The sequence below is a fragment of the Brachybacterium sp. YJGR34 genome (genome assembly GCF_003347015.1).
In the GTDB taxonomy this organism is placed as follows: Bacteria; Actinomycetota; Actinomycetes; order Actinomycetales; family Dermabacteraceae; genus Brachybacterium.
In genome coordinates this window covers 40,721-62,132 of the sequence record NZ_PNFB01000023.1, presented here as the reverse complement: position 1 = coordinate 62,132, position 21,412 = coordinate 40,721, and the positions used below count along the sequence as shown (strand labels likewise).

Sequence of the window (21,412 nt, the reverse complement as noted above, 5' to 3'; positions counted from 1 at the left end):
ACACTAGTCACAGTTCGGGTGCATGAACGTGGAAACTTCGATAACAGTTCGGGCAACTTTGGTCATTTCGAGCGTCATGACCCGATCGTGGCACCTCCGCGCCCTCGCGGCGGCCGTCAGGGGATCAGCGTTGCATGACTGCGACCTCCCGTCCCATCCGCCGCGCGGAGGGGGCGCGCGGGGCGCCGGCACCTCCCCTCCCCGCGACCATCCTGTGGATCCACGGCGCAGCTCCCCTCTCGCCACGACGGTCGAGAAGCTCGCTCCGACGACGGGGGCGCAGGTCAGGAGACCGGGCGCGGCTCGCGGCGCAGGGTGGGCACCACGTGCAGGCCGGGGTCGACCTGGTCGAGGGCGAGGTCGAGATCCTGCTGGTCGAAGCGGCGCCCGTAGACGCGGCGGCTCTCCGCGATGATGCCCTCCGCGTACTCGTCGGCGGCGACCTGGGCGGCGGCGGTGCTCCGCACCACCAGGCGCAGGGTGTTCTCCCCCTCCCGCAGGTGATCGGTGAGGTCGAGGCGGTACGGGGCGTCCCAGAGCAGGCCCGCCACCTCGCCGTCGATCAGGACCTCGGCGACCTCGCGCACCGGTGCGGCCAGCAGCGCCCGGTAGCTCTGGGGCTGGCGGGCGGTGTTCGGCAGCGGCGCGCCGGGGCCGAGGTCCAGGACGAGACGCTCCCCGCCGGCGAGGTCCTCCGCCGTGAGGTGGATGGTGGTCTCGTAGGTGCCGGCCCTCTCCCCGCCCGTGCCGTGCTCCGCCCAGCGGTGGGGCAGGGTCACCTCGCCCAGCGCCGCGGGGCCTGCCGTGTCCCCGGGGGCGTACCGCCAGGGCCCGTCGAGGGTCCGCGCGGTCGACCCGGCGGCGGGGGCCGGCTCAGGGGCGCCGGGCGTCGCGGAGCCGCCGACGGGCGCCGCGGCCGCACCGCTCGCGAACCAGGGAGCGGGGACGGCCGCGCCGTCCTCGCGGACCTCCCCCGTCCCCACGAGCACCGTCGCCTCATAGGGGTGCAGCGTCACCTGCAGCGCGTCCCCGTCCCAGGTCGCCGGTCGGATCGTGCCCGTGCGCGCGTCCCACTGCTCGTGCTCGGCGCGCAGCGCACGCGGTCGCACGCGCACGGTGCGCAGGCTGTTCCCGGTGTTCGCCACGAGGAGCAGGTCCCCGTCGGCGAGGCGGCGGTGGACCACGCCGATCTCCCCGCCGTCCCCCTCCAGCGCAGTGTCCGGGGGCAGCGCCGCTTCGAGCACCGCGGCGAAGGAGGCGCGGGTCGCGGGCATCGCCGCCGGATAGGCCGGGCAGGCCAGGGAGGCGTCGGCCCCCACGGCGAGAACGATGCCGCCGGCCTCGCGGACCGCGTCGAGCCAGGCGCCGGTGCCGGCCGGGAGGCTGGTGACCTCGGGCAGGACCACCACGGGGGCGTCCTCGGGGGCGAGCTGCTTGAGCGCGGCATCGTCGACGAGGTCGAGGTCGTGCCCGGCACGGCGGATCGCGGCCGGGATCTCGGGGCCGATGTGCTCGCGGCACGCCCGCCACAGGTCGAAGCCCGCGCCGTGGGCGGCCCGGACGTCGTCGGAGGGGAGGTAGACCTTCACCTCGGCGATCGGCCGGCCCAGCCGCAGCAGGGAGCACAGTCGAGTCAGGTACGCGGTGAGCTCCGGCATGGCGGGCCACCAGGGGTTGCGGTCGTCCAGCGCGCCGGAGGCGTAGAAGTACCAGCCCATCCCCGGGACCTCGGGCGGCGAGTAAGGCCAGCCGTGGCCCACGACGTGGTTGATGCCCAGCAGCAGGTGCTCGTGCGCCTCGCCCTTGAGGTCCAGCGGCGTGGCGCGGAAGGACGGGGAGTGCACCCAGGTCCAGATCTCGCTGGAGACCACCTCACGGTCGTCCAGGTGCGCGGCGGAGGATGCCCAGCGGGTCTGCGGCAGGCCGTCCCACCCCCAGCCCTCCCCCTCGATGAGATCCGCGCTGCGATTGCCGCTGAGGGTGATGGGCGGCTGGCCGTAGCCCTGGAGGCGGAAGCGGGTGCCGTGCTCGCGCGCCCAGGCGGAGCAGGTCGCCACGAAGTTCTCCTCGACCAGCTCACCGAGGGTGCGGCCCACGTCGATCCGCAGCTCAGCGGAGCCGGGCTCGTCGATCTGCAGGCGGTGCAGCACGGGCAGCAGCTCGTAGCCGCGGCGGCGCGCGAACTCCGCAGGCAGGCCGGCGGTCCAGTTCGCGCCGTAGACCTCGAGGCTGTCGCAGAACACGGAGCCGAGCATCTCCCCGGGCACCGCCTCCAGCAGCGGCTCGCCCACCACCTGCAGGTGGTGCCGGGTCGCCTCTGCCGAATAGTGGTCCAGCACGGGGCCCTCGGCACCGGCGGAGGAGCGCTTGACCTGCTGTCCGGTGAGCTCCGACCAGGCCAGCAGGACGGTGCGCGGCCCGCGGCCGGCGGGGATGCGGAGCACCTCGCCGTCCCGCTCCAGCAGGGACCAGTCCGCGGGCGGGAAGCCCTCGCCGAGGTACGCGGCGACCAGCTCGTCCCCCGGCCACGGGCTCGTGATCGGCACCTCGAGCGCGGCCGGCGAGAGGTCCCGGCGCTCCCAGCGCAGCCGGCGCGAGGCGTGCTCGGGATCGATGTGCCCGCCGCCGTAGGACCAGCCGCTGCCCAGGGTGACGTCGAGCCGCAGCCCGAGCTCCCGGGCGGTCTCCGCGGCATGGCGCAGATGGCCGAGCATCGCCGCGGAGAGGAACTCCTCGGACCCCTCCCGCAGCGGGTACACGAAGGAGACCTCCGCGCCGCCGAGCCCGGCCGCGGCCATGGCGCGCAGCTCGCGGTCGATCTCCGCGTCCTCGACGTCGGGCCCGAACCACCACCAGCGCATCATCGGGCGCGCGGCCGGGTCCGGGCTGGTCAGCGCCGCGCGGGCATGGTCGATGCGGGCAGTGGTCATGGGGCTCCTCGTGCTCGGGTGCGGGTCCTGCGCTCCGGTGGCTCAGGCGGTGGGCGGGCTCCAGCGGCTGATCGCGTCGGGGCGCGCCCAGGCCACGCCGAGCTCGCTGAAGGGACGGCCGCTGTCGAGGGCGGCGTGGAGGGTCTGCTCGATGTCGCGCACCACGGGGTGGGCGGCATCCTCCTCCCCCTGCCAGTCGACCGCCTCGGCATCGATCGGCAGCGGGTCGGGGACGGACTGGATGGCCTCGAGCACCGCGGAGAACGCCCCGGTGGAGTGCAGCGGGGAGATCAGCGGCACGTCCCGGTCGCGGACATGGGCGATGAGGTTCTCCATGAGGTCCCTGCGCTCGTGGGCGAGCTCGACGGGGCCGCCGTCGGCCGGGACGCGGCGGGAGGTGTCATCGGTGTAGCGGAGGCGGTGGGTGCCGCGGGGCCCCTGGATCTCGATCCACGGGGCGCTCTGCGCGGGCGCGGTGGTGGTCAGCGCGCAGACCACGGCGGGGCCGTCACCGGCGGGATCGATCCGCAGGAAGGTGGTGTCGTCGGCCTCGATGTCATGGGCGCGGCGCAGCTCGGTGGTCACCGCGTCGATGTCCTCGACCCGGTCGATGCCGGCGATGACCAGCCCGGCGTGCACGGCGTGCGCGAGCGGGTTGGTGGCCACGCCGTCGGCCACCCGGCGGCCGTCCAGCCGGCGCCGGCCGGCCCAGGCGGAGCGCTGGTAGTAGGCGCGGTCGCGCAGCCAGGCCCCGTACACGCGCACGGTGCCGATCGCGCCGAGCGCGCCGGAGGCGACCTCCTCCCGCAGCGCGTCCACGCCCGCTCCGCCGCGGGCCTGGAAGCCCACCTGGACGGACCGACCGGCGGCCTCCGCCGCTTCCAGCAGCTCCCAGTGGTCCTCGAGAGCCGGGACCGGCGGCTTCTCGAGGTACACGTCGAGCCCCGCGGCGAGGGCCTGCCGCGCCAGGGGGACGTGGGAGCCGATCGGGGTGGCGATGGCGACGATCTCCGGCCGGTCCTCCTCGGCGACGGCCCCCAGCAGGTCCTCGAGGGAGGCGTGGTGGAGCGCGCGCAGCTCCTCGGGCGGCTCGGCGACGTCGACCACGCCCACCAGGCGGGCGAGCCCGGCGGCCTGGAGGCGCTCGAGGTTGCGCAGGTGGACCCGGCCGAAGCCGTGCGTCCCAATCAGGGCGACCCGTGCGGGGCCCTGATCCTGCGACGAGCGGGCGCCGGGTGCCGGTGCGGTGGTCGGGTCGGGGGTGGTGCCGACGGTCATCGGGCGGCCCCGGCCACGGGGACCCCGGTCGCCGGGGCTGCGGCGCGCGGGGCGCGGGAGAGGTCGACGCCCATGTGCTCGGCGACGTCGACGGGGGCGCCGGTGGCGAGCGAGGTGTTGCCGCAGATGCCCACGGCGATGGCGCGCAGCCCGTCGCGATGGTCGGAGGCGCGGCCCAGCGGATCCTCGCCGACGCCCTGGAAGATGTCGCGGAGCATGAGGGCGTCGCCGCCGCCGTGCCCGCCGACGCCGCTGGGGATCTCGACCTCTCGCGCGGGCTCGAAGTGGCGCTGGAGGACGAGGCGCTCCCCGCGGACGCGGGCGCCCTGGTCCTCCTCGGTGACCGCGACCGCGCTGGGATCGACCACGGCCTCCTCGCTCTTCGGGATCACCTCGGCGCGCTCGACGACCTCGAGCTCCGCGCGTCCCTTCGTGCCGTTGACCGCGACCCGGTACCCCTCCCAGGGGCTGTGGGCGTTCAGCGCGTAGGTGAGGACCGCACCGCCGCTGTAGTCGACGATCGCGGTGAGGTTGTCCTCGGTGGTGATGCCCTCACCGAAGACGGACTGGTCGCGGCGGTAGCCGTCATGTTGCTCGGCCTCGAGGTAGAGGCTCCTCAGGCGCTCGTCCCCGCGCAGGTCCAGCTCGAAGGGGTCGTGCGGACCGTCATGGGTGCCGCGCTCCGGCAGCGGATCGATGCCGCGGGATGCGGCGTTGTCCGCCCCGTAGAAGCGCAGGCCACCGCGGGCGTAGACCCGATCGGGCACCTGGGCGGTCCACCAGTTGACGAGATCGAAGTGGTGGGAGGCCTTGTGGACGAACAGGCCGCCGCTGTTGGCCTTGTCGCGGTGCCAGCGGCGGAAGTAGTCCGCGCCGTGGGAGGTGTCCAGCACCCACTCGAAGTTCACCGAGACCACCTCGCCGATCTCGCCCGAGGCGATCACCTGCTTCAGCGCCGTGTTGCGCGGGGAGTAGCGGTAGTTGAAGGTCACCAGCACGCTGCGGCCGGTGCGGTCGATCGCCTGCTCGATGCGGCGGGCGCTGGCGGCGTCGATCGTCAGCGGCTTCTCGACGATGACATCGGCTCCCGCCTCCAGGGCCCGCACCACGTACTCGGCGTGATAGCGGTCCGGGGTCGTGACGACCACCCGCTCCACCCGCTCCTGCTCGACGATCCGCTCGAGCTCCTCGGGACCGCCGAGGACGACATCCGCGAACTCCGCGAAGCGTCCCTGATGGAACTCCCGACGGGCGGGGTTGGTGTCGAGCAGGGCGACCAGCTCGGCATCGGCCGCATGGGGACCCGCGATCGCGTCGAGGTACATCTGGGCACGGTGTCCGGAGCCGATCAGGGCGTAGCGGATGGACATGGCTCTCCTGGTGGGTGGTGGTGAGGTGGTGCGGTGCCGACTGCACCGGGCCGGCGGGGCCGGCCCGGTGCGTCCTACTTGATGCCGGTGGTGGCGAAGCCCTTGATGAGGAATCGCTGACCGAAGAGGAACACGAGGAACAGGGGGATCAGGGACACCACGGACATGGCGAACATGGCACCCCAGTCGGAGGAGCCCTGGGTGTCGAGGAACGACTTCAGCGCCAGCGGCACGGTGAAGTTCTCGGGGCTGGTGAGGTAGATGAGGGATCCGAAGAAGTCGTTCCACATCCACATGAAGGTGAAGATCGTGGTGGTCGCCAGCGCCGGCAGCATCAGCGGCAGGATCACCTGGAAGAAGATGCGGAAGTGGCCGCAGCCGTCGATCCGCGCGGCCTCGTCCAGCTCCTTCGGGATCCCGCGGATGAACTGGACCATGAGGAACACGAAGAACGCGTCGGTCGCCAGGAACTTCGGCAGGATCAGCGGGAGCATCGTGTTCACCCAGCCGGTCTGGGAGAACATGATGTACTGCGGCACGATCACCACGTGGATCGGCAGCATCAGCGTCATCAGCATGATCGCGAACGCGACGTTGCGACCCCAGAACTTCAGCCGCGCGAACGCGTAGGCCGTCAGCGAGCACGCGATCAGATTCCCGACCACGCACCCCAGCACCAGCAGCGTCGAGTTCATCAGGTAGTGGGAGAACGGCTGCGCCAGCGAGGTCCAGCCCCGCTCGTAGTTCGAGAAGTCCAGGCTGAGCGGCAGCAGACCGGGATTGCGGAAGATCTCCTCATTGGGCCGCAGCGAGGAGACCACCATCCACAGCAGCGGATAGATCATCAGCACGCTCGCGACGATCATCACCACGTGCCGCAGGGTCCGGGAGGTCAGGTGCCGGTGACGGCGATGCCGGCGGGGCGGGACCGGTGCGGTCCCCGTCGTCACCGGGGCGGTCGTGTCATGGAGCTGATCAGTCATCGTAGAACACCCAGAACTTGGAGACGAAGAAGTTGATGGCGGTGAAGATCGCGACGATGATCAGCAGCAGCCATGCCATCGCCGAGGCGTACCCCATGTCGAACTGGGTGAAGCCCTTCTGGTACAGGTACAGCGTGTAGAACATCGTCGAGTCCGAGGGGCCACCCGTTCCGCCCGAGACCACGAACGCCTGGGTGAACGACTGGAACGCGTTGATGACCTGCAGCACCACGTTGAAGAAGATGATCGGCGTCAGCAGCGGCAGCGTGATCCGGAAGAACTTCGCGAACTTCGAGGCGCCGTCCACGCTCGCGGCCTCGTAGTACATCTCCGGGATCTGCCGCAGTCCCGCCAGGAAGATGATCATCGGCGACCCGAACGTCCACACGTGCAGCAGGATGATCGTGCCCAGCGCGGTGTCCGGATTGGACACCCAGCCCGGGAGGTTCTCGAAGCCCAGCATCCCGGCGACCTGGTTCACCAGGCCGTTCGCGCCGAACATCTGGCGCCACAGGATCGCGATCGCGACCGATCCGCCCAGCAGCGACGGCAGGTAGAACACGGACCGGTAGAACGACAGGCCCTTGATGCCCTGGTTCAGCAGCACCGCCAGCAGCAGCGCCACGATGAGCTGCAGCGGCGTCCCCACGAACACGTAGATGAACGTGACCACCAGCGAGTTGTGCAGCCGGGTGTCGCCGATCATCTCCTTGATGTTCGCCAGCCCCGTGAACTCCGGCGGCGCCAGCAGGCTGTAGTCCGTGAACGCGAGGGCGAACGACGCGATCATGGGCAGCAGCGTGATGCCGAACAGCCCCAGCAGCCACGGCGACATGAACAGCAGACCCGCCCGATTGTCCGGGTGCTTCTCCTTCACACCGCCCTTCTTGCGCTTCCCGACGATCTGGGAGAGCTCTCCGATCGCGCTCATAGGCTTCTTCCCTTCTTCGATGGCCCACCATCACCGGGCCGCCGCGGCGGCGGTCGGCCCGGTGATGCGGAACAGGTGGTCTCAGCCCAGGGCTGCGGTGAGGTCGTCGAGCAGGCGCTGACCGGCCTCGGCCGGGGTGAGGGTGCCGAAGAGCATGTCCTCGCAGGCCCGCGTGAGGATGTCCTCGAACTCGCCGCCGCCCTGCGGGGTGATCTCGGGGATGGGCCCGAGCTCGCCCTCGATCGACTCCAGGAAGTCGACCGCCTTGAGGTTGGGCTCGTCGAGGTCCGGCACGATCGCCTCGCGGACCGTCATGTTGCCGGGCACGCCGCGCTCGACGCCGAGGATCGTGCCGGCATCGGGCGAGTTGACGAGGTAGTCGACGAGCGCCACGGCCGCCTCCGGGGAGGCCGAGTTCGCGGAGACCGCCCAGTACATCGAGGCCTTGTACCAGAGCTGGGCGTCGGCCGCCGAGCCGGTGACCGAGGGCGGTCGCAGCACGGTGACGCCCGAGGGGACGAGCCCGTCGTGCGCGACGACCTGGTTCGACCAGGCGACGGTCATGGCGACCTTCCCGGTGGCGAACAGCGACTGGTCCATCGCCTGCGCGGCGTCCTCGACGGAGAGGCTCGCGCCGGGGCCCGCCCCGGTGTCCTGGACCTTCTTGGCCCACTCGAACCAGGCGGTGGCGGTCTCGGCGTCGAAGCCGGCGGCGCCGTCCTTGTACTGGTCCTGGCCGGCCTGGCGCACCCACACCTGGAAGAGGCCCTGGACCGGCCCCATCTGGGTCATGCCGAAGGTGCCGTCCTCGGTGTTCTCGGTGATCTGGGTGGCGATGTCCAGCAGGTCGTCCCAGGTCCAGGTGGTGTCGTCGGGGATCTCGACCCCGGCGGCGTCGAAGACCTCCTGGTTGATGAGGAAGGCGAGCGAGTTCAGGCCCGCATTGATGGCGGCGAGGCCGGCATCGGGCACCTCGCCCACCTCGACCGAGCCCTCCACGAAGTCGTCGGTGTTCAGGCCGGCGCCGGCGAGATCCAGCAGGGCTCCGCGACCGCCGTACTCGGAGAGGTACTTCTCGTCCATCTGGACCACGTCCGGGAAGTCGCCGCCGGCGGTCTGGGTGGCGAGCTTGTCCCAGTAGCCGCTCCATTCACCGGGCTCGAGGGCGACGGTGACGGAGTCCTCGGCCTCCTCGTAGGCCTCGATGACCTTCTGCGTGTTCTCGTCACGGGTGGGATTGCCCCACCACGCCAGGCGCAGCGAGGCGGAGCCGTCGTCCCCGCCGCCGCTCCCGCCGGAGGAGTTGGGCCCGCAGGCGGCGAGGCCGGCGAGACCGGGGACAGCGATGCCGAGCGCGAGCGCGCTTCGTCGAGTGAACATCAGATCTCCTTTGATCTTCGGGTGGTGCACGAGCGGAAGTGTGGGGCGCCCGGCTCGACCGTCATGGTCGCTCCGAGGTGGATGCCCGGCCCGGGCCGGTTGGCTCGAGCCGCGTTGTCCGGCGCCGGCAGGGGTCACGCCGGGCTGGGTCGCGACGAGGGGATCGCTCCCGCATCGCGCCGCACGGCCCGTGGTTCCGTCGGCGTGTCGGGGACGGCCGGCGAGCCGGTGGCGGCCCACCTAGGAAAGCGCTTGGCGAAGGCGATGTCAACCCGCCGCGGGCCGCTGACGAGACTGTTGCCGAACCGTGCCCTGGCTCACACTTTCCCCGATGGTCGCCCCGCCGCCGTCGGCGCGTCCCGGGCACCGGACCACCGGCGCTCCGTGCCTTGTGCGATGCGGGTCACACGCTTAGTCTTTGTCGACAACTAACCGCGCTCCCTGCCCGGGGCGGCACCGCTGCCGCGCCGGGCTCCCTCCGGGCCCTCCCCGTCGGAACGCCCCGACGTTCGTGGTCGCCCCGCACCCCCGAAGGATCGATGTTGATCACCCGTCGCAGCACCCTCGCCCTCCTGGCCGCCGCCGGCGCCCTCCCCGCCCTGGCCGCCTGCGGTCCCAACGCCTCCTCCGGGGAGGACTCGGAGACGGTCCGGATCTACTGGTGGGGAGGCGACCTGCGCAACGACCTCACCCGCGAGGCGCTGGACCTCTTCACCGCGGAGAACGCCGAGGTGCCCGTCTCCCCCGAGTACAGCGAGTGGACGGGGTACTGGGACAAGCTCGCCACCCAGTTCGCCGGCGGCGACGCCCCGGACGTGCTGCAGATGGACGAGGCGTACATCGACTCCTACGGCGCCCGCGGATCCCTGCTCGATCTCGAGACCGTGGGCGACCAGCTGGACCTCCGCGCGATGGACGCCGCGGTGCTGGACACCGGGCGCCTGGCCGACGGCACGCTGGTGGGCGCACCGCTCGGGATCGGGATCTTCTCCGTCGGCGTGAACCCCGAGCTCCTCGAGCAGGCCGGGGTGGAGATGCCGGACGACACGACGTGGACCTGGGAGGAGTTCGCGGAGATTAGCGCGCAGATCAGCGACTGGGCGCAGGAGGCCGGGGAGGACGTGGTCGGCTTCGACTTCTTCGGCACCGGGGCCGCGGAGCTCGGTGCCTGGGCGCGGCAGAGCGGCGAGCAGCTCTTCCCCCGCGAGGACGAGACGCTGGTCAGCGTGGAGACCATCCGGTCCTTCCTGGAGTATGCGCTGGAGCTCGTCTCCTCGGGAGCCGTTCCGGCCCCGTCCGAGCAGCTCGAGGACGCCGCCGCCGGCGTCGAGCAGGGGCGGTTCGGGAACAACCGCGCCGCCTTCCATCTGCAGTTCCACACCCAGGTGCAGACCTTCCAGGCCTCCTCCGGCTCGCCCCTGAAGCTGCTGCGCCTGCCCGCCCGCACCAGCGGCGACCACCAGATGGTCAACAAGGCCTCCATGTACTGGTCGATCGCCGCGCAGTCCGGTGCCGTCGAGTCCTCGGCGATGCTCGTGGACTTCCTGCTGAGGGATCCCGAGGCCGCGAAGGTGCTGAAGATCGAGCGCGGCGTGACGTCCTTCCCCGAGCTGCAGTCCGAGATCGAGACCGTGCTCGACGAGAACGAGATGGTCTCCCTGGACTTCGCCCGCGACATGCAGGCCGAGGTGGCCCCGCCCCCGCTGGTCACGCCCGCCTCCGGCGTGGGCTTCAGCGACGAGATGAGCCGCCTCGGCGAGGAGTCGCTGTTCGGCACCCGACCGCCGGCGGAGATCGCCGAGGAGCTGCTGACGGTCCTCACCGGCATGCAGCCCGAGGGCTGACGCTCCGACCGGCCCTCCTCGCCCCGCCCTCCGCCCGCACGCCTCCACCTCACCGCACCTGATCCGGGAGACTCCGAGATGCCCCTCAGCCGTCGCACCGCCCTGTCCGCCCTGCCGCTCGGCGCTCTCGCCGCCGGTTCCCTCGCCGCCTGTGGCCCCAACAGCGGAGGGGGTGGAGGCGGCGGGGACGCCGAGGGGGGAACGCTGCGGTTCTCCTGGTGGGGGAACCCCGAGCGGGCCGCGACCACCCAGGCCGTGATCGACCTGTTCCTCGCCGGCCACGAGGACCTCGAGATCAGCGCCGAGCCCGGGGACATCTCCGGGTACTTCGACAAGCTCGCCACCTCCGTCGCCGCCGGGGACGAGCCCGACGTCATCACCATGGGCGGGGCCTATCCCGCGGAGTACGCCGCCCGCGACGTGCTGCTGGACCTGGGCACCGTCACGGACCAGCTGGACCTCTCGGTCATGGATGAGACGGCGCGCAGCAACGGTCAGGTGGACGGCACCCAGGTCGCCGTCACCAGCGGCATCAACGCCCCCGGCATGATCGTGAACCGGGCGGTGCTCGAGGAGGCAGGGGTGGATCTCCCCGATCCCGAGACCTGGACCTGGGACGATTTCGCCGCCGCCGCCCAGGCCGTCACCGAGGCCGGGATCGAGGGGACCTTCGGCTCGGGCTCGGTGTTCAGCCATGACACGATCGATCTCTGGGCACGTCAGCACGGCGAGATCCTCTACACCGAGGACGGGCAGATCGGCGTGGGGGTGGAGACGGTGCAGAGCTTCTTCGAGTTCTCGAAGATGCTGGTCGACTCCGGCGCCTCCCCGGGAGCGGACGTGCTCGTCGAGCTCACCGACGTGAGCCCCGAGCAGACCCTCATCGGACGCGGGCTGGCCGCCTTCATGCTCACCTGGTCCAGCTCGCTGACCCCGCTGTCCGAGGCCGGCGGCGGAGACCTGGAGGTCGTCAAGGTGCCCGGTGAGTCCCTCGAGAGCGGGGTGTGGCTGCAGTCCTCGCAGTTCTACACCATCTCCGCGCGCACCGGCTCCCCGGAGATCGCCGCCGAGTTCGTGAACTTCCTGGTCAGCGACGTCGAGGCGGGGAAGCTGATCCTCACCGACCGCGGGGTCCCGGGGGTCGAGGCCGTGCGCCAGGCGATCCTGCCGGACCTCGCCCCTCCCGCGCAGCGAGAGGTCGAGTACATCTCCGCGCTCTCCGAGATGGAGCTCAAGCCCACCTGGATCGGGCCGGCCGGCTCGACCGCCGTCGAGGAGATCACCCCGCGCTACCAGAACGCGGTGCTCTTCGGGGACTCCACCCCGGCGGAGGCGGCGCAGGGCTGGCACGACGAGGCCGTCGCCGCCGTCGGCGGCTGAGCGACCGACGGCGGTCCCCGCCGCGCCACGCGCCGTTCAACGCCCGGCCACCCCGGACCGCTAGCGTGCCGACCTCGGACCCGCGGCGCGGACGGAGGTCGGGATGGACGTCACCGCATGGGCCATCGGCCTCATGGAGCTCCTGGGCGGCCCCGGCACCGCGCTCGTGATCGCCGCCGAGGCGCTGTTCCCGCCGGTCCCCGGGGAGATCCTGCTGCCCTTCGCCGGGGTCACCGCCGCCGCCAACGGCCAGAGCGTGCTGGTGCCGATCGCGTGGACCACGCTGGGCTCGGTGCTCGGGGGACTCGGGGTCTACGCCGTCGGCCGCGCCCTGGGACGGCGCCGCACCACCGCCCTGATCCGGCGGCTGCCGCTGCTCGAGGAGCATGACGTCGACGTGGCCATGCGCTTCTTCGAGCGCTGGGGGTTCCCCGCCGTCGCGCTGGCCCGCTTCGTGCCGATGGTGCGCACCTTCATCTCGATCCCGGCGGGGATCGAGAAGATGCCCGTGTGGCTGTTCGCCCTGGCCACAGGTCTGGGATCGGGGATCTGGAACGCCCTGTTCGTGGTGGCGGGCTATCTCTTCGGGCAGGCCGGCGGCGAGGTGCTCGAGGGCTTCGTGCGGATCTACTCCTCGATCGTGGCGGGCCTGGGGATCCTCGCCGCGGCCGGTTTCCTCACCCAGCGCCTGCGGTCGCGCCGGGACCGGGCTCCGGCCGCGGAGGACGAGACCGAGAGCACCCCCGCCGAGCGCCCCGCACCGCCTACGCTCGAGGAATGAGCAGCCCGTCGACGCCCGGCGCCGGGACCTCGCGCGCCGGCCCCGCCGCCGACGTCGGCCGCTGGTTCTCGACCGCCGCGCCCCGCCCCGCGGGCGCCTCCGCCCCGACCTCCGCCCGCGGCCCGCGGCTGCCGGCCTGGGGGCCGATGGTCGGGGCGGAGTACGGCCGGCGGAGCCCCGCGAGCGAGGTCACCGCGGCGCTCGAGCTGCTGCGCGACCGGCCGGTCGCCGTGCTCACCGGCGCCGGCATGTCCACCGGCTCCGGCCTCCCGGACTACCGCGGCCGCGACGCGGTGCCCCGCTCCCCCATGACCTACCAGGAGTTCATGGGCCACGACCTGGCCCGGCGCCGCTACTGGGCGCGCTCCACGGTGGGCTGGGAGCAGTTCGGCCGGGCGCGTCCCGGCCGCGCCCACCGTCTGCTCGCCGCGCTCGATCCCGCCGCCTTCCCGGTGACCGCCGTGATCACCCAGAACGTCGACGCCCTGCACGCCGCCGCGGGCTCGGACCCCGTGATCGACCTGCACGGCCGGCTCGACCGGGTGCGCTGTCAGCAGTGCGACGCCCTCTCCTCCCGCGCCGCTCTCCACGCGCGGCTGCTGATGATGAATCCCGAGCTCGCCGCCCGCCTGCCGCAGCTGGCCGCCGATGCCGCGCAGGCGCCCGACGGGGACGCCGAGGTGGACCGCACCAGCTCGTTCCGCTACCCGCCCTGCGCGCTGTGCGGCGGGATCCTCAAACCGGACGTGGTGTTCTTCGGGGAGTCGGCACGGCGGGAGACGGTCTCCGCGGCCTTCGCGGCGCTCGCGGCGGCCGAGGCGCTGCTGGTGCTGGGCTCGAGCCTGACCGTGCAGTCGGGACTGCGCTTCGTACGGGCCGCGGGCCGGGCGGGGCAGGACGTGGTCATCCTCAACGACGGCCCCACGCGCGCGGACCCGGCCGCGACGCTCCGCCTCCACGGCCGGCTCGAGGACGTGCTGGCGTCCTGGGCGGACGCGACCGGGGCCGTCGCGGCACGCTAGGGCCCCGCCGGAGCGGCCGGGGCGGACAATGGGGGCACGTGCGCCGCCCATGCGAAGGAGTCGACCGAGGATGTCCGCCCAGATGCCGCTGCTCGATCTCAATGCCGACCTCGGGGAGGGCCTGGGGCCCTGGACGATGGGGGACGACGAGGCGTTGCTCGAGGTCGTGACCACCGCGAACGTAGCCTGCGGCGGGCACGCCGGGGATCCGGGCACGATGCGCGCCGCCGCCCGCGCGGCCGCCGCGCGCTCGGTCGCGATCACCGCGCACGTCGCCTATCCGGATCTGCTGGGATTCGGCCGGCGCTTCCTGGACATCTCCCCCGACGACCTCACCGACCAGGTGATCGTGCAGGTGGGCGGCCTGCAGGCGATCGCGGCCGCCGAGGGGGCACCGGTGCGGGGCATCAAGCCGCACGGTGCCCTGTACTCCGCCCTGGCCCACCACACCGGTCAGGCCGAGGCGGTGGTGCAGGCGCTGCAGGAGCTCGGCGGGCGGCTGCCCCTGGTCGCGGCGCCCGGCGCGGCCGTCGTCGACCTCGCCCGCGCGGCCGGGATCGAGGTGGTCCTCGAGGGCTTCGCCGACCGCGCCTACCGCGCCGACGGCACCCTCGCCCCGCGCCACGAGCCCGGCGCGGTGCTCACCGATCCGGTGGCGGTGGCCGCGCAGGCCACATCGATCGCGACCGAGCGCGGGGCACGGACCGCCGACGGGACCTGGGTGCCCCTGGACGTCCGCACCCTGTGCCTGCACGGCGACACCCCCGGGGCGATCGCCCTGGCCCGTGCGGTGCGGGCACGGCTCCTGGACGAGGGCGTGCAGCTCGAGGCGGCGCTGTGAGCCCTCCGCGGACCCTCCCGCCGCCGCGGGCCGTGCATCGCGCCGGGGAGCACGCCCTGCTGGCCGAGTACGAGGACACCGCAGCGGTGCTGGCCGCCGCGGCCGCCGTGGAGGCCCTCGCCCCCGCCGGTCTGCGGGACCTGGTCCCGGCCGAGCGCACGCTGCTGCTGACCGGGACGACCGCCGGGGACCGCGCCGCCCTCGCGGACCTGCTGACCACGCTGCCCGCCGCCCCCGCGACGGAGGGGGAGGCCGCCGAGCGCACGCTCGAGGTCGTCTACGACGGCGAGGACCTCGAGGAGCTCGCCGCGCTGCTCGGGAGGAGCACGCAGTCCCTGATCGACGCGCACTCCTCGACGACCTGGATCGCGGCCTTCGGCGGCTTCGCGCCGGGCTTCGCGTATCTGGTGCCGGAGGATCCCGCCGACGCCCCCGGGGAGGTGCCGCGACGCGCGGAGCCGCGCCCCGCCGTGCCGGCCGGTGCCGTGGGCCTCGCCTCCCGCTACTGCGGGATCTACCCTCGCTCCTCCCCCGGCGGCTGGCAGCTCATCGGCCGCAGCGACGCCGAGCTGTTCGCTCCGGACCGGGAGCCGCCCGCGCTGCTCACGCCCGGCACCCGCGTCCGCTTCGCCCCGCAGCGGCCGACCGCGCGCACCGCCTCCCCGATCGCGCGCGCCGCGCGGGGTGCCGCCCTGCGGGGCCGGCGGCGCGGCGGTCCCGCCCTCGCCCCCGGTGGGACCCCCGTGCTCGAGGTCCGCGCCCCCGGCCCGCTGACCCTCCTCGAGGACGCCGGCCGCCCGGGGCGCGCGGCGATCGGCGTGAGCGGTTCCGGGGTCTTCGACCGCGGCGCGATGGTGCGCGCGAACCTCGCCCTCGGCAATCCCTCCGGCGCCGCGGTGCTCGAGACGCTCGTGGGGCCGCTGGTGCTCGAGGCGCTCGCACCCGCCGTCGTGGCCGTCTCCGGGGCGAGGGCGCCGCTGACCGTGCATCGCCGGGACGAGGAGAGCGGCGACCTGGAGCACCTCGCCGGCTCGGGCCGGGAACGGGCGATCGCGCTGGACCCCGGGGACCGGCTCGAGCTGGGACCGGCCTCCGACGGGCTGCGGCTCGTGCTCGCCGTCCGCGGCGGCATCGGGGCCGTGCACCCCGCCGGCGGGGCACCGGCCGAGGGACCGGTCCTCGGCGCGATGTCCCACGACACCCTCTCGGGCCTCGGCCCGTCGCCGCTGGGGCCCGGGGACGTGCTCCTGGCCGGCGCGGAGCAGGGGCTCGACGCGGTCCCACCCGCTGCGACCACGGCGCAGGAGCCGTCCCCGGAGGAGCCCGCGCCGTCGGCCGGGGGCGGCGCGCCGACCGCGGCGGCGCTGCGCGTCCCCGTGCATCCCGGACCGCGGGACGCACTGCTGGGCGCCCCGGCGCTGGAGGCGCTGCTGGCGAGGACCTGGACCGTGCGCCCGGACTCCGACCGGGTGGGCGTGCGCCTGGACGGCGAGGCGCTGAGCGTGCCGATCGGCGCCGCCTCGCTGCCCAGCGAGGCGATGCTCCCCGGCGCGATCCAGGTGCCGCCCTCGGGACTGCCCGTCGTCTTCGGTCCCGACCATCCCACCACCGGCGGGTACCCCGTGATCGCCGTCGTCCCCCGTGCGGGGCTGGACCTGCTGGGACAGGCGGCTCCGGGAACCGCCGTGCGCTTCGCCCCGGCGGAGTGACACGATGAGCCCATGCCGCGCCTGCTCCCCGACCCCGCCTACTTCGCCTCCCTGCCCACGGTGATCACCTCCGGTGCGGTGATCCTGCGGGACGAGGACGACCGCTTCGTGGTGGAGAAGCCGAACTATCGAGACCACTGGCTGCTGCCCGGCGGCGGGGTCGACCCCGGGGAGGACCCCCGCCGGTGCGCCCAGCGGGAGGTCAGCGAGGAGCTGGGCCTGGACCTCGAGGTGGGGCGCCTGCTGGCGGTGGACTGGCTGCCCTCCTCCGCGGTGCGCAGCGCCCCGATGGGCGTGCACTTCGTGTTCGATGCCGGCGTGATCCCTCGCGCGGAGCTCGTGGCGAGGATCGTCCCGCAGGTCGCCGAGCTGGACGACTGGGCGCTGATCCCCGAGGCCGAGGCCGACATCCTCTCCTCGTGGGGCGGGGCCCGGGCCCGGCGCGCCCTGGCCGTGCTGCGCGGCGAGGCCGAGGTGGACCTGCAGGCGCACCCGCACCGCTGAGCACGGGCGGTGGACACGGCTCCGCCGATCGAGGATCTCGCCGCCGGGTACCGTAGTCCGATGAGTCGGGTCACCCTGCAGGACGTCGCCGATCACGCGGGCGTCTCGATGAAGACGGTCTCCAACGTCGTGCGCGGCTACGTGCACGTCAGCGATGCCATGCGCACGCGCGTGCAGGCCTCGCTCGATGCTCTGGGCTACCGCCCCAACGTCCTGGGCCGCAGTCTGGCGACCGGACGCTCCACCATGCTGGCCTTCGCCTTCGCCGATCTGCGCCGTCCCTACTTCGCCGAGCTCGCCCACGTCCTCTCCCGCGTCTGCGCGGCGCGCGGCTACCAGCTGCTGCTCGAGGAGACCGCGGGGACCGCCGACGGCGAGCGCTCCGCGGTGCGGGGACGGGCGGCAGGGATGGTCGACGGTGTGATCGTCCACCCCCAGGACCTCACCCCGGCCCGGATCGACGAGCTGCGCGGGGACTCCCCGGTCGTCTACCTCGGCGAAGGCGATCGGTCCGCCCGTGCGGACCAGATCGCGATCGACAACGTGCTCGCGGCCGAGGAGGCCGTGGCCCATCTCGTCGCCCTCGGCCGCCGGCGCATCGGCTTCGCGGGACACGAGATCGGCGAGCTCTCCCGGCCCTCGGCGCTGCGCCTGGAGGGGTACCGCAACGGCTTGCGCGAGGCCGGCCTGCCTGTCGAGGACTCCCTGTTGGTCCCGCGCGAGGTCGGGGACGACCGGGGAGCGGTGGTGGCGGTCGGCGCGGCCCTGGACCGCGGTCTCGAGGTCGATGCGCTGCTGTGCCGCGACGACCTCGCGGCCCTCGGTGCGCTGCGGGCGATGCACCTGCGGGGACTGCACGCGCCCGATGACATCGCGGTGATCGGCTGGGATGCGATCGGCCTGGCGGCGAGCCTGGTGCCGAGCCTGACCTCGGTGGCGCCGGACACCGTGGCCCTCGCCGAGAGCGCTCTGGAGATGCTGCTCGGGAGGATCGAGGGGCACGACGGGCCCGGCCGCCATCTGACCGTCGGACACCGGCTGCTGGTCGGCGAGAGCGCCCCCTACGCCGACGGGACGGTGGACGCGGACCAGCGCGCCGTCGGCTGATCCGGCGCGGCGGGCCGCCGACCCTCCGGCAGCAGCGGCCGGATGGCGGTCCGGTCCCGGCCCGCCCGCGGCGCGCCGCGGGTCAGGACTTCACCGCGCCCTGGGTGATCCCGCTGATCACCCAGCGCTGCGCGATGAGGTACACGATCACGGTCGGCGCCATCGCCATCAGGTACGACGCGAAGGCCACGTTGTAGTTGGTCCCGAAATCGCTCTGGAAGATGTTCTGAACCACCGGCAGGGTCTGCAGCAGGGGATCCGAGGTGATCAGGGAGGCCAGCATGAAGTCGTTCCAGGAGGCCAGGAACGCAAAGATGCCGACGGTCGCGTTCATCGGCCCCAGCAGCGGCAGGATGATCCGCCAGAAGATCTGCCAGGTCGATGCCCCGTCGATCCGGGCGCTCTCCTCCAGCTCGGCCGGGATCGAGCGCAGGTAGGCGGAGTACAGCAGCACGCTGAAGGACAGCTGGAACATCGCGTGGAGGATCGCCACCCCGACGGGATTGTCCAGCCCCAGCTGAGCGGTGAGCTTGATCTGCGGCAGCGCCACCACAGGGAAAGGCAGGAACATCGCCGCCAGCAGATAGACGAACGACCAGCGGAAGAACCGTCGATGCCAGTTGCGCACGATCGTGTAGGACGCCAGGGAGCTCAGGAGCAGCGTCAGCGTCACCGTCACCAGGCAGACGAGGACGGAGACCCCGAAGGCGACCGGGAAGCGGGTCAGCTCCCAGGCCTCGGCGAAGCCGGAGGGATCGAAGGGGTCCGGCAGCGAGAGAGCATTGCCGTCGGCCGACTGCGAGGGCGTCTTCAGCGACATCATCACGGTGACGTACAGCGGGATGATCACGGTCAGCGCGGCGATCGCCAGCAGGATCGTCAGCGGCCAGTTCACGCGGCCGCCACGGTGCCGCAGGGCCCCGGTGCGGTCGGAGCCGGTGGGCGCGGCGCCGGCCGGGGAGGCGCCCGTCCGGGCCGTGTCCGTGGGGGCGGTGTCGGAGGGGGCGGTGTCGAGGGTGCTCATGCGAGAGTGAGGTTCCTTCCTCGCACAACGAGCAGCTGCACGACGGAGATGAGGACCGTGATGACGAAGAAGACCGTCGCGTTGGCCATCTGATAGGCGTACTCCCCGCCGGTGAAGCCGGAGAAGATGCTCATGGCGACGCTTCGCGTGGAGGTGCCGGGACCGCCGCCGGTCAGGCCGACGATGACGTCATAGGCCCCCAGGTAGCCCTTCACCCCGAGGATCGTGTTGATGAGCACGAATCCGCTGATCAAAGGCAGGGTGATCGCCCGCAGCTGCTTCCAGGCGGAGGCGCCGTCCAGGGAGCTGGCCTCGTAGAGCTCGTCCGGGATGGACGTGAGCCCGGCGGTGTAGATCAGCAGGGCGCCCGGGACGGTCTGCCACGAGGTGACGATGACGATCGAGAGCCATGCGAGGTCGGGGTTGCCCAGGATGCTCTCCTCCAGCGGGCCGATGCCGAGGGCGGTCGCGAGGGCCGGGATCGTGTTGGAGAACAGGTAGTTGAACACGTAGGCGACGACGATGCCGGAGACCACCATCGGGATCACGAAGATCGTGCGCAGCCCGGAGACGAACCGCACGCGCTTGGTCAGGGCGATCGCCAGGGCCAGCGCGATGGTCTGGGTGAGGATCACCGTCACCACCGCGAAGGCGAGGGTGAAGGAGTAGGAGCTGAGGATCGAGGGGTCGGAGAACAGGGTCCGGTAGTTCGCCAGACCCAGCATCTTCCATTCTCCGAAGCCGACGAAGTCGGTGAAGCTGTAGAAGATGCCCTGCGCCGCCGGGACCACGACGAAGCCGGTGAAGGCCAGCAGGGCGGGCACGAGGAAGAGGTAGTGGATCAGGTCGGTGCGCGGTCCGCGGCTGCGCCGGGCACGGCCGCCGGTGCGCCTGCCCCGTGCCGGCGAGTCGTCGGAGCGCGTCGTCGGCGGTGTGCGCTCCGGGCTGGGTGCTGAGATGTCGGTGCTGGTCATGCTCGCTCCTGGTTCGAGGGGTGCCATCGCGCTCAGACGGTCGCGTCCCGGACGGACACGCGGCGCCAGTCGGCATCGAGCTGGCGCAGCATCGTCGTGAAGTCCCCGCTGCGGATCGCGGACTGCAGGTAGTTGCCCAGCGGGATGGAGGTCGGCACGAAGGTGCCGGCCCCCTGGTAGAAGGCCGCCTCGTCGATGTAGGTCTGCAGCCCCTCGAGACGCTCGTCGGTCTGCGGCGGAGCGCCCGTCGTCGTGGCGTAGGTGAGGTTGTCGCGGTTGTAGGCGTTGATGATCTCGGGCTGCATGAGGAACTCGACGAGCTCGCGAGCGCCGTCGACATCGCTCGCCTGCTCCGGGATCCACAGCCCCAGGTCCACGTTCACGCGCGCCTGCCGGTCGGCCGGGTCATCGGTCACCGGCAGGGCGAAGGTGCCGATGTCGAGGCTGTCGTCGATCAGGGCGATCTGGCTCAGAGCCCAGGGACCCTGCAGATACATCGCCGCCTCGCCCTTGCCGAAGGCGAGGTTGCCGTCGGCGTAGGAACGGGTGGCGTGGTCGGGGTTGAAGAACGAGGAGATCGTCTTCGCGCGCTCCATCGGCACGGCGAAGTCCTTCTCGAAGGAGACCTCCGAGTCCGGTCCCACGTCCTCGCCGATCTCGGTCATCTTCGCGAAGAAGGCGGCGGGGTCGACGAGGCTGCCCACGGAGTAGTCGAACAGTCCCTGCCACAGGGTCCACGTGTCACGGTCGGTCGCGTAGATCGGGGTCACCCCGGCGTCCTGCAGCTCCGTGCACACGTCGACGAACTCGTCCCAGGTCTCCGGGACGGGGAGATCGTGCTCGGAGAAGATCGTCCGGTTGTAGATGACTCCCGCCGCAGCCAGCGAGTACGGCAGGACGCTGGTGCGGCCGGGGTAGTCGGCGTACTGGGTGGCCAGCTCGCCGATGCTGTCGCGGATCCGACCGGCCGAGGGCAGATCGGACAGGTCGCGCAGCACGCCGCGCTCGATGTACCGGGCCAGCTCGAGGTTGGTGTTGAAGCAGCCGACATCGGCCGGGTCCTCGCGCACGAACTGCGGGGCGATCGCGGTGGTGGAGTCGTGGACGACCGAGAGGCCCGGGTGCGCGCTCTCGAACTGCGTCAGCAGGTCACCGAAGTAGCCGATGACCTCCTGCTTCTGCATGAAGAAGCGCAGGTCTGCGCCGCTGCTGCCGATGCCGCCGGAGCAGCCGGCCAGGGCGAGCGCTCCCGCGCCGATCCCTCCCGCGGCGCCGGCGAGGAGCCGTCGCCGGCTGACCTGTCCGTCGGCACCTGATGTTCTCGTTCGCACTGTCGGTCCTCCTCGGCGCACCA

General features: G+C 72.5%; 17 protein-coding genes. 8 read left to right on the top strand and 9 right to left on the bottom strand.

The window, feature by feature from the left end:
• Positions 1–284 precede the first annotated feature (284 nt).
• The 6 genes from CXH06_RS15945 to CXH06_RS15920 all read right to left on the bottom strand — a co-directional run bounded on the left by CXH06_RS15945 (position 285) and on the right by CXH06_RS15920 (position 8,872).
• Positions 285–2,930 carry a glycosyl hydrolase gene (locus CXH06_RS15945; protein WP_114856185.1) on the bottom strand — a complete coding sequence of 882 codons (2,646 nt, stop codon included), beginning with the start codon at positions 2,928–2,930 and terminating at the stop codon, positions 285–287.
• Positions 2,931–2,972: 42 nt separating this feature from the next.
• The gene (locus tag CXH06_RS15940; RefSeq protein WP_114856184.1) at positions 2,973–4,208 is read right to left on the bottom strand and encodes a Gfo/Idh/MocA family protein; all 1,236 of its coding nucleotides are present in this window, start codon (positions 4,206–4,208) and stop codon (positions 2,973–2,975) included.
• A complete protein-coding gene (locus tag CXH06_RS15935) occupies positions 4,205–5,578 on the bottom strand; it encodes a Gfo/Idh/MocA family protein (protein WP_114856183.1) in 1,374 nt (457 codons plus the stop codon). The genes CXH06_RS15940 and CXH06_RS15935 overlap by 4 nt, the downstream gene beginning before the upstream one ends.
• 74 nt (positions 5,579–5,652) lie before the next feature.
• Positions 5,653–6,561, bottom strand: a complete 909-nt coding sequence (locus tag CXH06_RS15930; protein ID WP_232820395.1) for a carbohydrate ABC transporter permease — start codon at positions 6,559–6,561, stop codon at positions 5,653–5,655.
• Entirely contained in the window at positions 6,554–7,492 is a 939-nt protein-coding gene (locus CXH06_RS15925) for a carbohydrate ABC transporter permease (protein WP_114856182.1), read from the bottom strand. Before CXH06_RS15925 ends, CXH06_RS15930 begins: the two co-directional genes overlap by 8 nt.
• 81 nt (positions 7,493–7,573) lie before the next feature.
• Entirely contained in the window at positions 7,574–8,872 is a 1,299-nt protein-coding gene (locus tag CXH06_RS15920) for an ABC transporter substrate-binding protein (protein WP_114856181.1), read from the bottom strand.
• A 539-nt stretch (positions 8,873–9,411) separates the two neighbouring features.
• On the opposite strand from CXH06_RS15920, the gene CXH06_RS15915 reads away from it, so the two are divergent.
• The 8 genes from CXH06_RS15915 to CXH06_RS15880 all read left to right on the top strand — a co-directional run bounded on the left by CXH06_RS15915 (position 9,412) and on the right by CXH06_RS15880 (position 18,060).
• Complete coding sequence (locus CXH06_RS15915; RefSeq protein WP_232820394.1) at positions 9,412–10,716, top strand: ABC transporter substrate-binding protein; 1,305 nt, start codon at positions 9,412–9,414, stop codon at positions 10,714–10,716.
• Between the two features lie 78 nt (positions 10,717–10,794).
• The gene (locus tag CXH06_RS15910; protein ID WP_114856180.1) at positions 10,795–12,096 is read left to right on the top strand and encodes an ABC transporter substrate-binding protein; all 1,302 of its coding nucleotides are present in this window, start codon (positions 10,795–10,797) and stop codon (positions 12,094–12,096) included.
• Positions 12,097–12,199: 103 nt separating this feature from the next.
• The gene (locus tag CXH06_RS15905) at positions 12,200–12,877 is read left to right on the top strand and encodes a DedA family protein (protein ID WP_114856179.1); all 678 of its coding nucleotides are present in this window, start codon (positions 12,200–12,202) and stop codon (positions 12,875–12,877) included.
• Positions 12,874–13,899: a Sir2 family NAD-dependent protein deacetylase gene (locus tag CXH06_RS15900; protein ID WP_114856178.1), complete on the top strand. Its 1,026-nt coding sequence runs from the start codon at positions 12,874–12,876 to the stop codon at positions 13,897–13,899. Before CXH06_RS15905 ends, CXH06_RS15900 begins: the two co-directional genes overlap by 4 nt.
• Positions 13,900–13,969: 70 nt before the next feature.
• Positions 13,970–14,740, top strand: coding sequence for a LamB/YcsF family protein (locus CXH06_RS15895; protein WP_114856177.1), 771 nt, complete (start codon positions 13,970–13,972; stop codon positions 14,738–14,740).
• Complete coding sequence (locus tag CXH06_RS15890) at positions 14,737–16,449, top strand: carboxyltransferase domain-containing protein (protein ID WP_114856176.1); 1,713 nt, start codon at positions 14,737–14,739, stop codon at positions 16,447–16,449. The genes CXH06_RS15895 and CXH06_RS15890 overlap by 4 nt, the downstream gene beginning before the upstream one ends.
• A 12-nt stretch (positions 16,450–16,461) precedes the next feature.
• Positions 16,462–16,953 carry an NUDIX hydrolase gene (locus CXH06_RS15885; protein WP_114856175.1) on the top strand — a complete coding sequence of 164 codons (492 nt, stop codon included), beginning with the start codon at positions 16,462–16,464 and terminating at the stop codon, positions 16,951–16,953.
• Positions 16,954–17,013: 60 nt separating this feature from the next.
• Positions 17,014–18,060, top strand: a complete 1,047-nt coding sequence (locus tag CXH06_RS15880; protein ID WP_114856174.1) for a LacI family DNA-binding transcriptional regulator — start codon at positions 17,014–17,016, stop codon at positions 18,058–18,060.
• A gap of 82 nt (positions 18,061–18,142) precedes the next feature.
• Here CXH06_RS15880 and CXH06_RS15875 read toward each other — a convergent pair whose 3' ends face one another.
• From CXH06_RS15875 to CXH06_RS15865, 3 genes are read right to left on the bottom strand one after another with little or no spacing between them, the layout of a single operon-like run.
• The gene (locus CXH06_RS15875) at positions 18,143–19,084 is read right to left on the bottom strand and encodes a carbohydrate ABC transporter permease (protein ID WP_114856173.1); all 942 of its coding nucleotides are present in this window, start codon (positions 19,082–19,084) and stop codon (positions 18,143–18,145) included.
• Positions 19,081–20,058, bottom strand: coding sequence for a carbohydrate ABC transporter permease (locus tag CXH06_RS15870; protein WP_114856172.1), 978 nt, complete (start codon positions 20,056–20,058; stop codon positions 19,081–19,083). Before CXH06_RS15870 ends, CXH06_RS15875 begins: the two co-directional genes overlap by 4 nt.
• A 32-nt stretch (positions 20,059–20,090) precedes the next feature.
• Positions 20,091–21,389: an ABC transporter substrate-binding protein gene (locus CXH06_RS15865; RefSeq protein WP_232820393.1), complete on the bottom strand. Its 1,299-nt coding sequence runs from the start codon at positions 21,387–21,389 to the stop codon at positions 20,091–20,093.
• Between the last annotated feature and the right edge of the window lie 23 nt (positions 21,390–21,412).

What these genes read in the sequence shown, in the direction of transcription:
- CXH06_RS15945 (WP_114856185.1), bottom strand. Translation starts at nt 2,930, where the DNA reads ATGACCACTGCCCGCATCGACCATGCCCGCGCGGCGCTGACCAGCCCG.
- CXH06_RS15940 (WP_114856184.1), bottom strand. Translation starts at nt 4,208, where the DNA reads ATGACCGTCGGCACCACCCCCGACCCGACCACCGCACCGGCACCCGGC.
- CXH06_RS15935 (WP_114856183.1), bottom strand. Translation starts at nt 5,578, where the DNA reads ATGTCCATCCGCTACGCCCTGATCGGCTCCGGACACCGTGCCCAGATG.
- CXH06_RS15930 (WP_232820395.1), bottom strand. Translation starts at nt 6,561, where the DNA reads ATGACTGATCAGCTCCATGACACGACCGCCCCGGTGACGACGGGGACC.
- CXH06_RS15925 (WP_114856182.1), bottom strand. Translation starts at nt 7,492, where the DNA reads ATGAGCGCGATCGGAGAGCTCTCCCAGATCGTCGGGAAGCGCAAGAAG.
- CXH06_RS15920 (WP_114856181.1), bottom strand. Translation starts at nt 8,872, where the DNA reads ATGTTCACTCGACGAAGCGCGCTCGCGCTCGGCATCGCTGTCCCCGGT.
- CXH06_RS15915 (WP_232820394.1), top strand. Translation starts at nt 9,412, where the DNA reads ATGTTGATCACCCGTCGCAGCACCCTCGCCCTCCTGGCCGCCGCCGGC.
- CXH06_RS15910 (WP_114856180.1), top strand. Translation starts at nt 10,795, where the DNA reads ATGCCCCTCAGCCGTCGCACCGCCCTGTCCGCCCTGCCGCTCGGCGCT.
- CXH06_RS15905 (WP_114856179.1), top strand. Translation starts at nt 12,200, where the DNA reads ATGGACGTCACCGCATGGGCCATCGGCCTCATGGAGCTCCTGGGCGGC.
- CXH06_RS15900 (WP_114856178.1), top strand. Translation starts at nt 12,874, where the DNA reads ATGAGCAGCCCGTCGACGCCCGGCGCCGGGACCTCGCGCGCCGGCCCC.
- CXH06_RS15895 (WP_114856177.1), top strand. Translation starts at nt 13,970, where the DNA reads ATGTCCGCCCAGATGCCGCTGCTCGATCTCAATGCCGACCTCGGGGAG.
- CXH06_RS15885 (WP_114856175.1), top strand. Translation starts at nt 16,462, where the DNA reads ATGCCGCGCCTGCTCCCCGACCCCGCCTACTTCGCCTCCCTGCCCACG.
- CXH06_RS15880 (WP_114856174.1), top strand. Translation starts at nt 17,014, where the DNA reads ATGAGTCGGGTCACCCTGCAGGACGTCGCCGATCACGCGGGCGTCTCG.
- CXH06_RS15875 (WP_114856173.1), bottom strand. Translation starts at nt 19,084, where the DNA reads ATGAGCACCCTCGACACCGCCCCCTCCGACACCGCCCCCACGGACACG.
- CXH06_RS15870 (WP_114856172.1), bottom strand. Translation starts at nt 20,058, where the DNA reads ATGACCAGCACCGACATCTCAGCACCCAGCCCGGAGCGCACACCGCCG.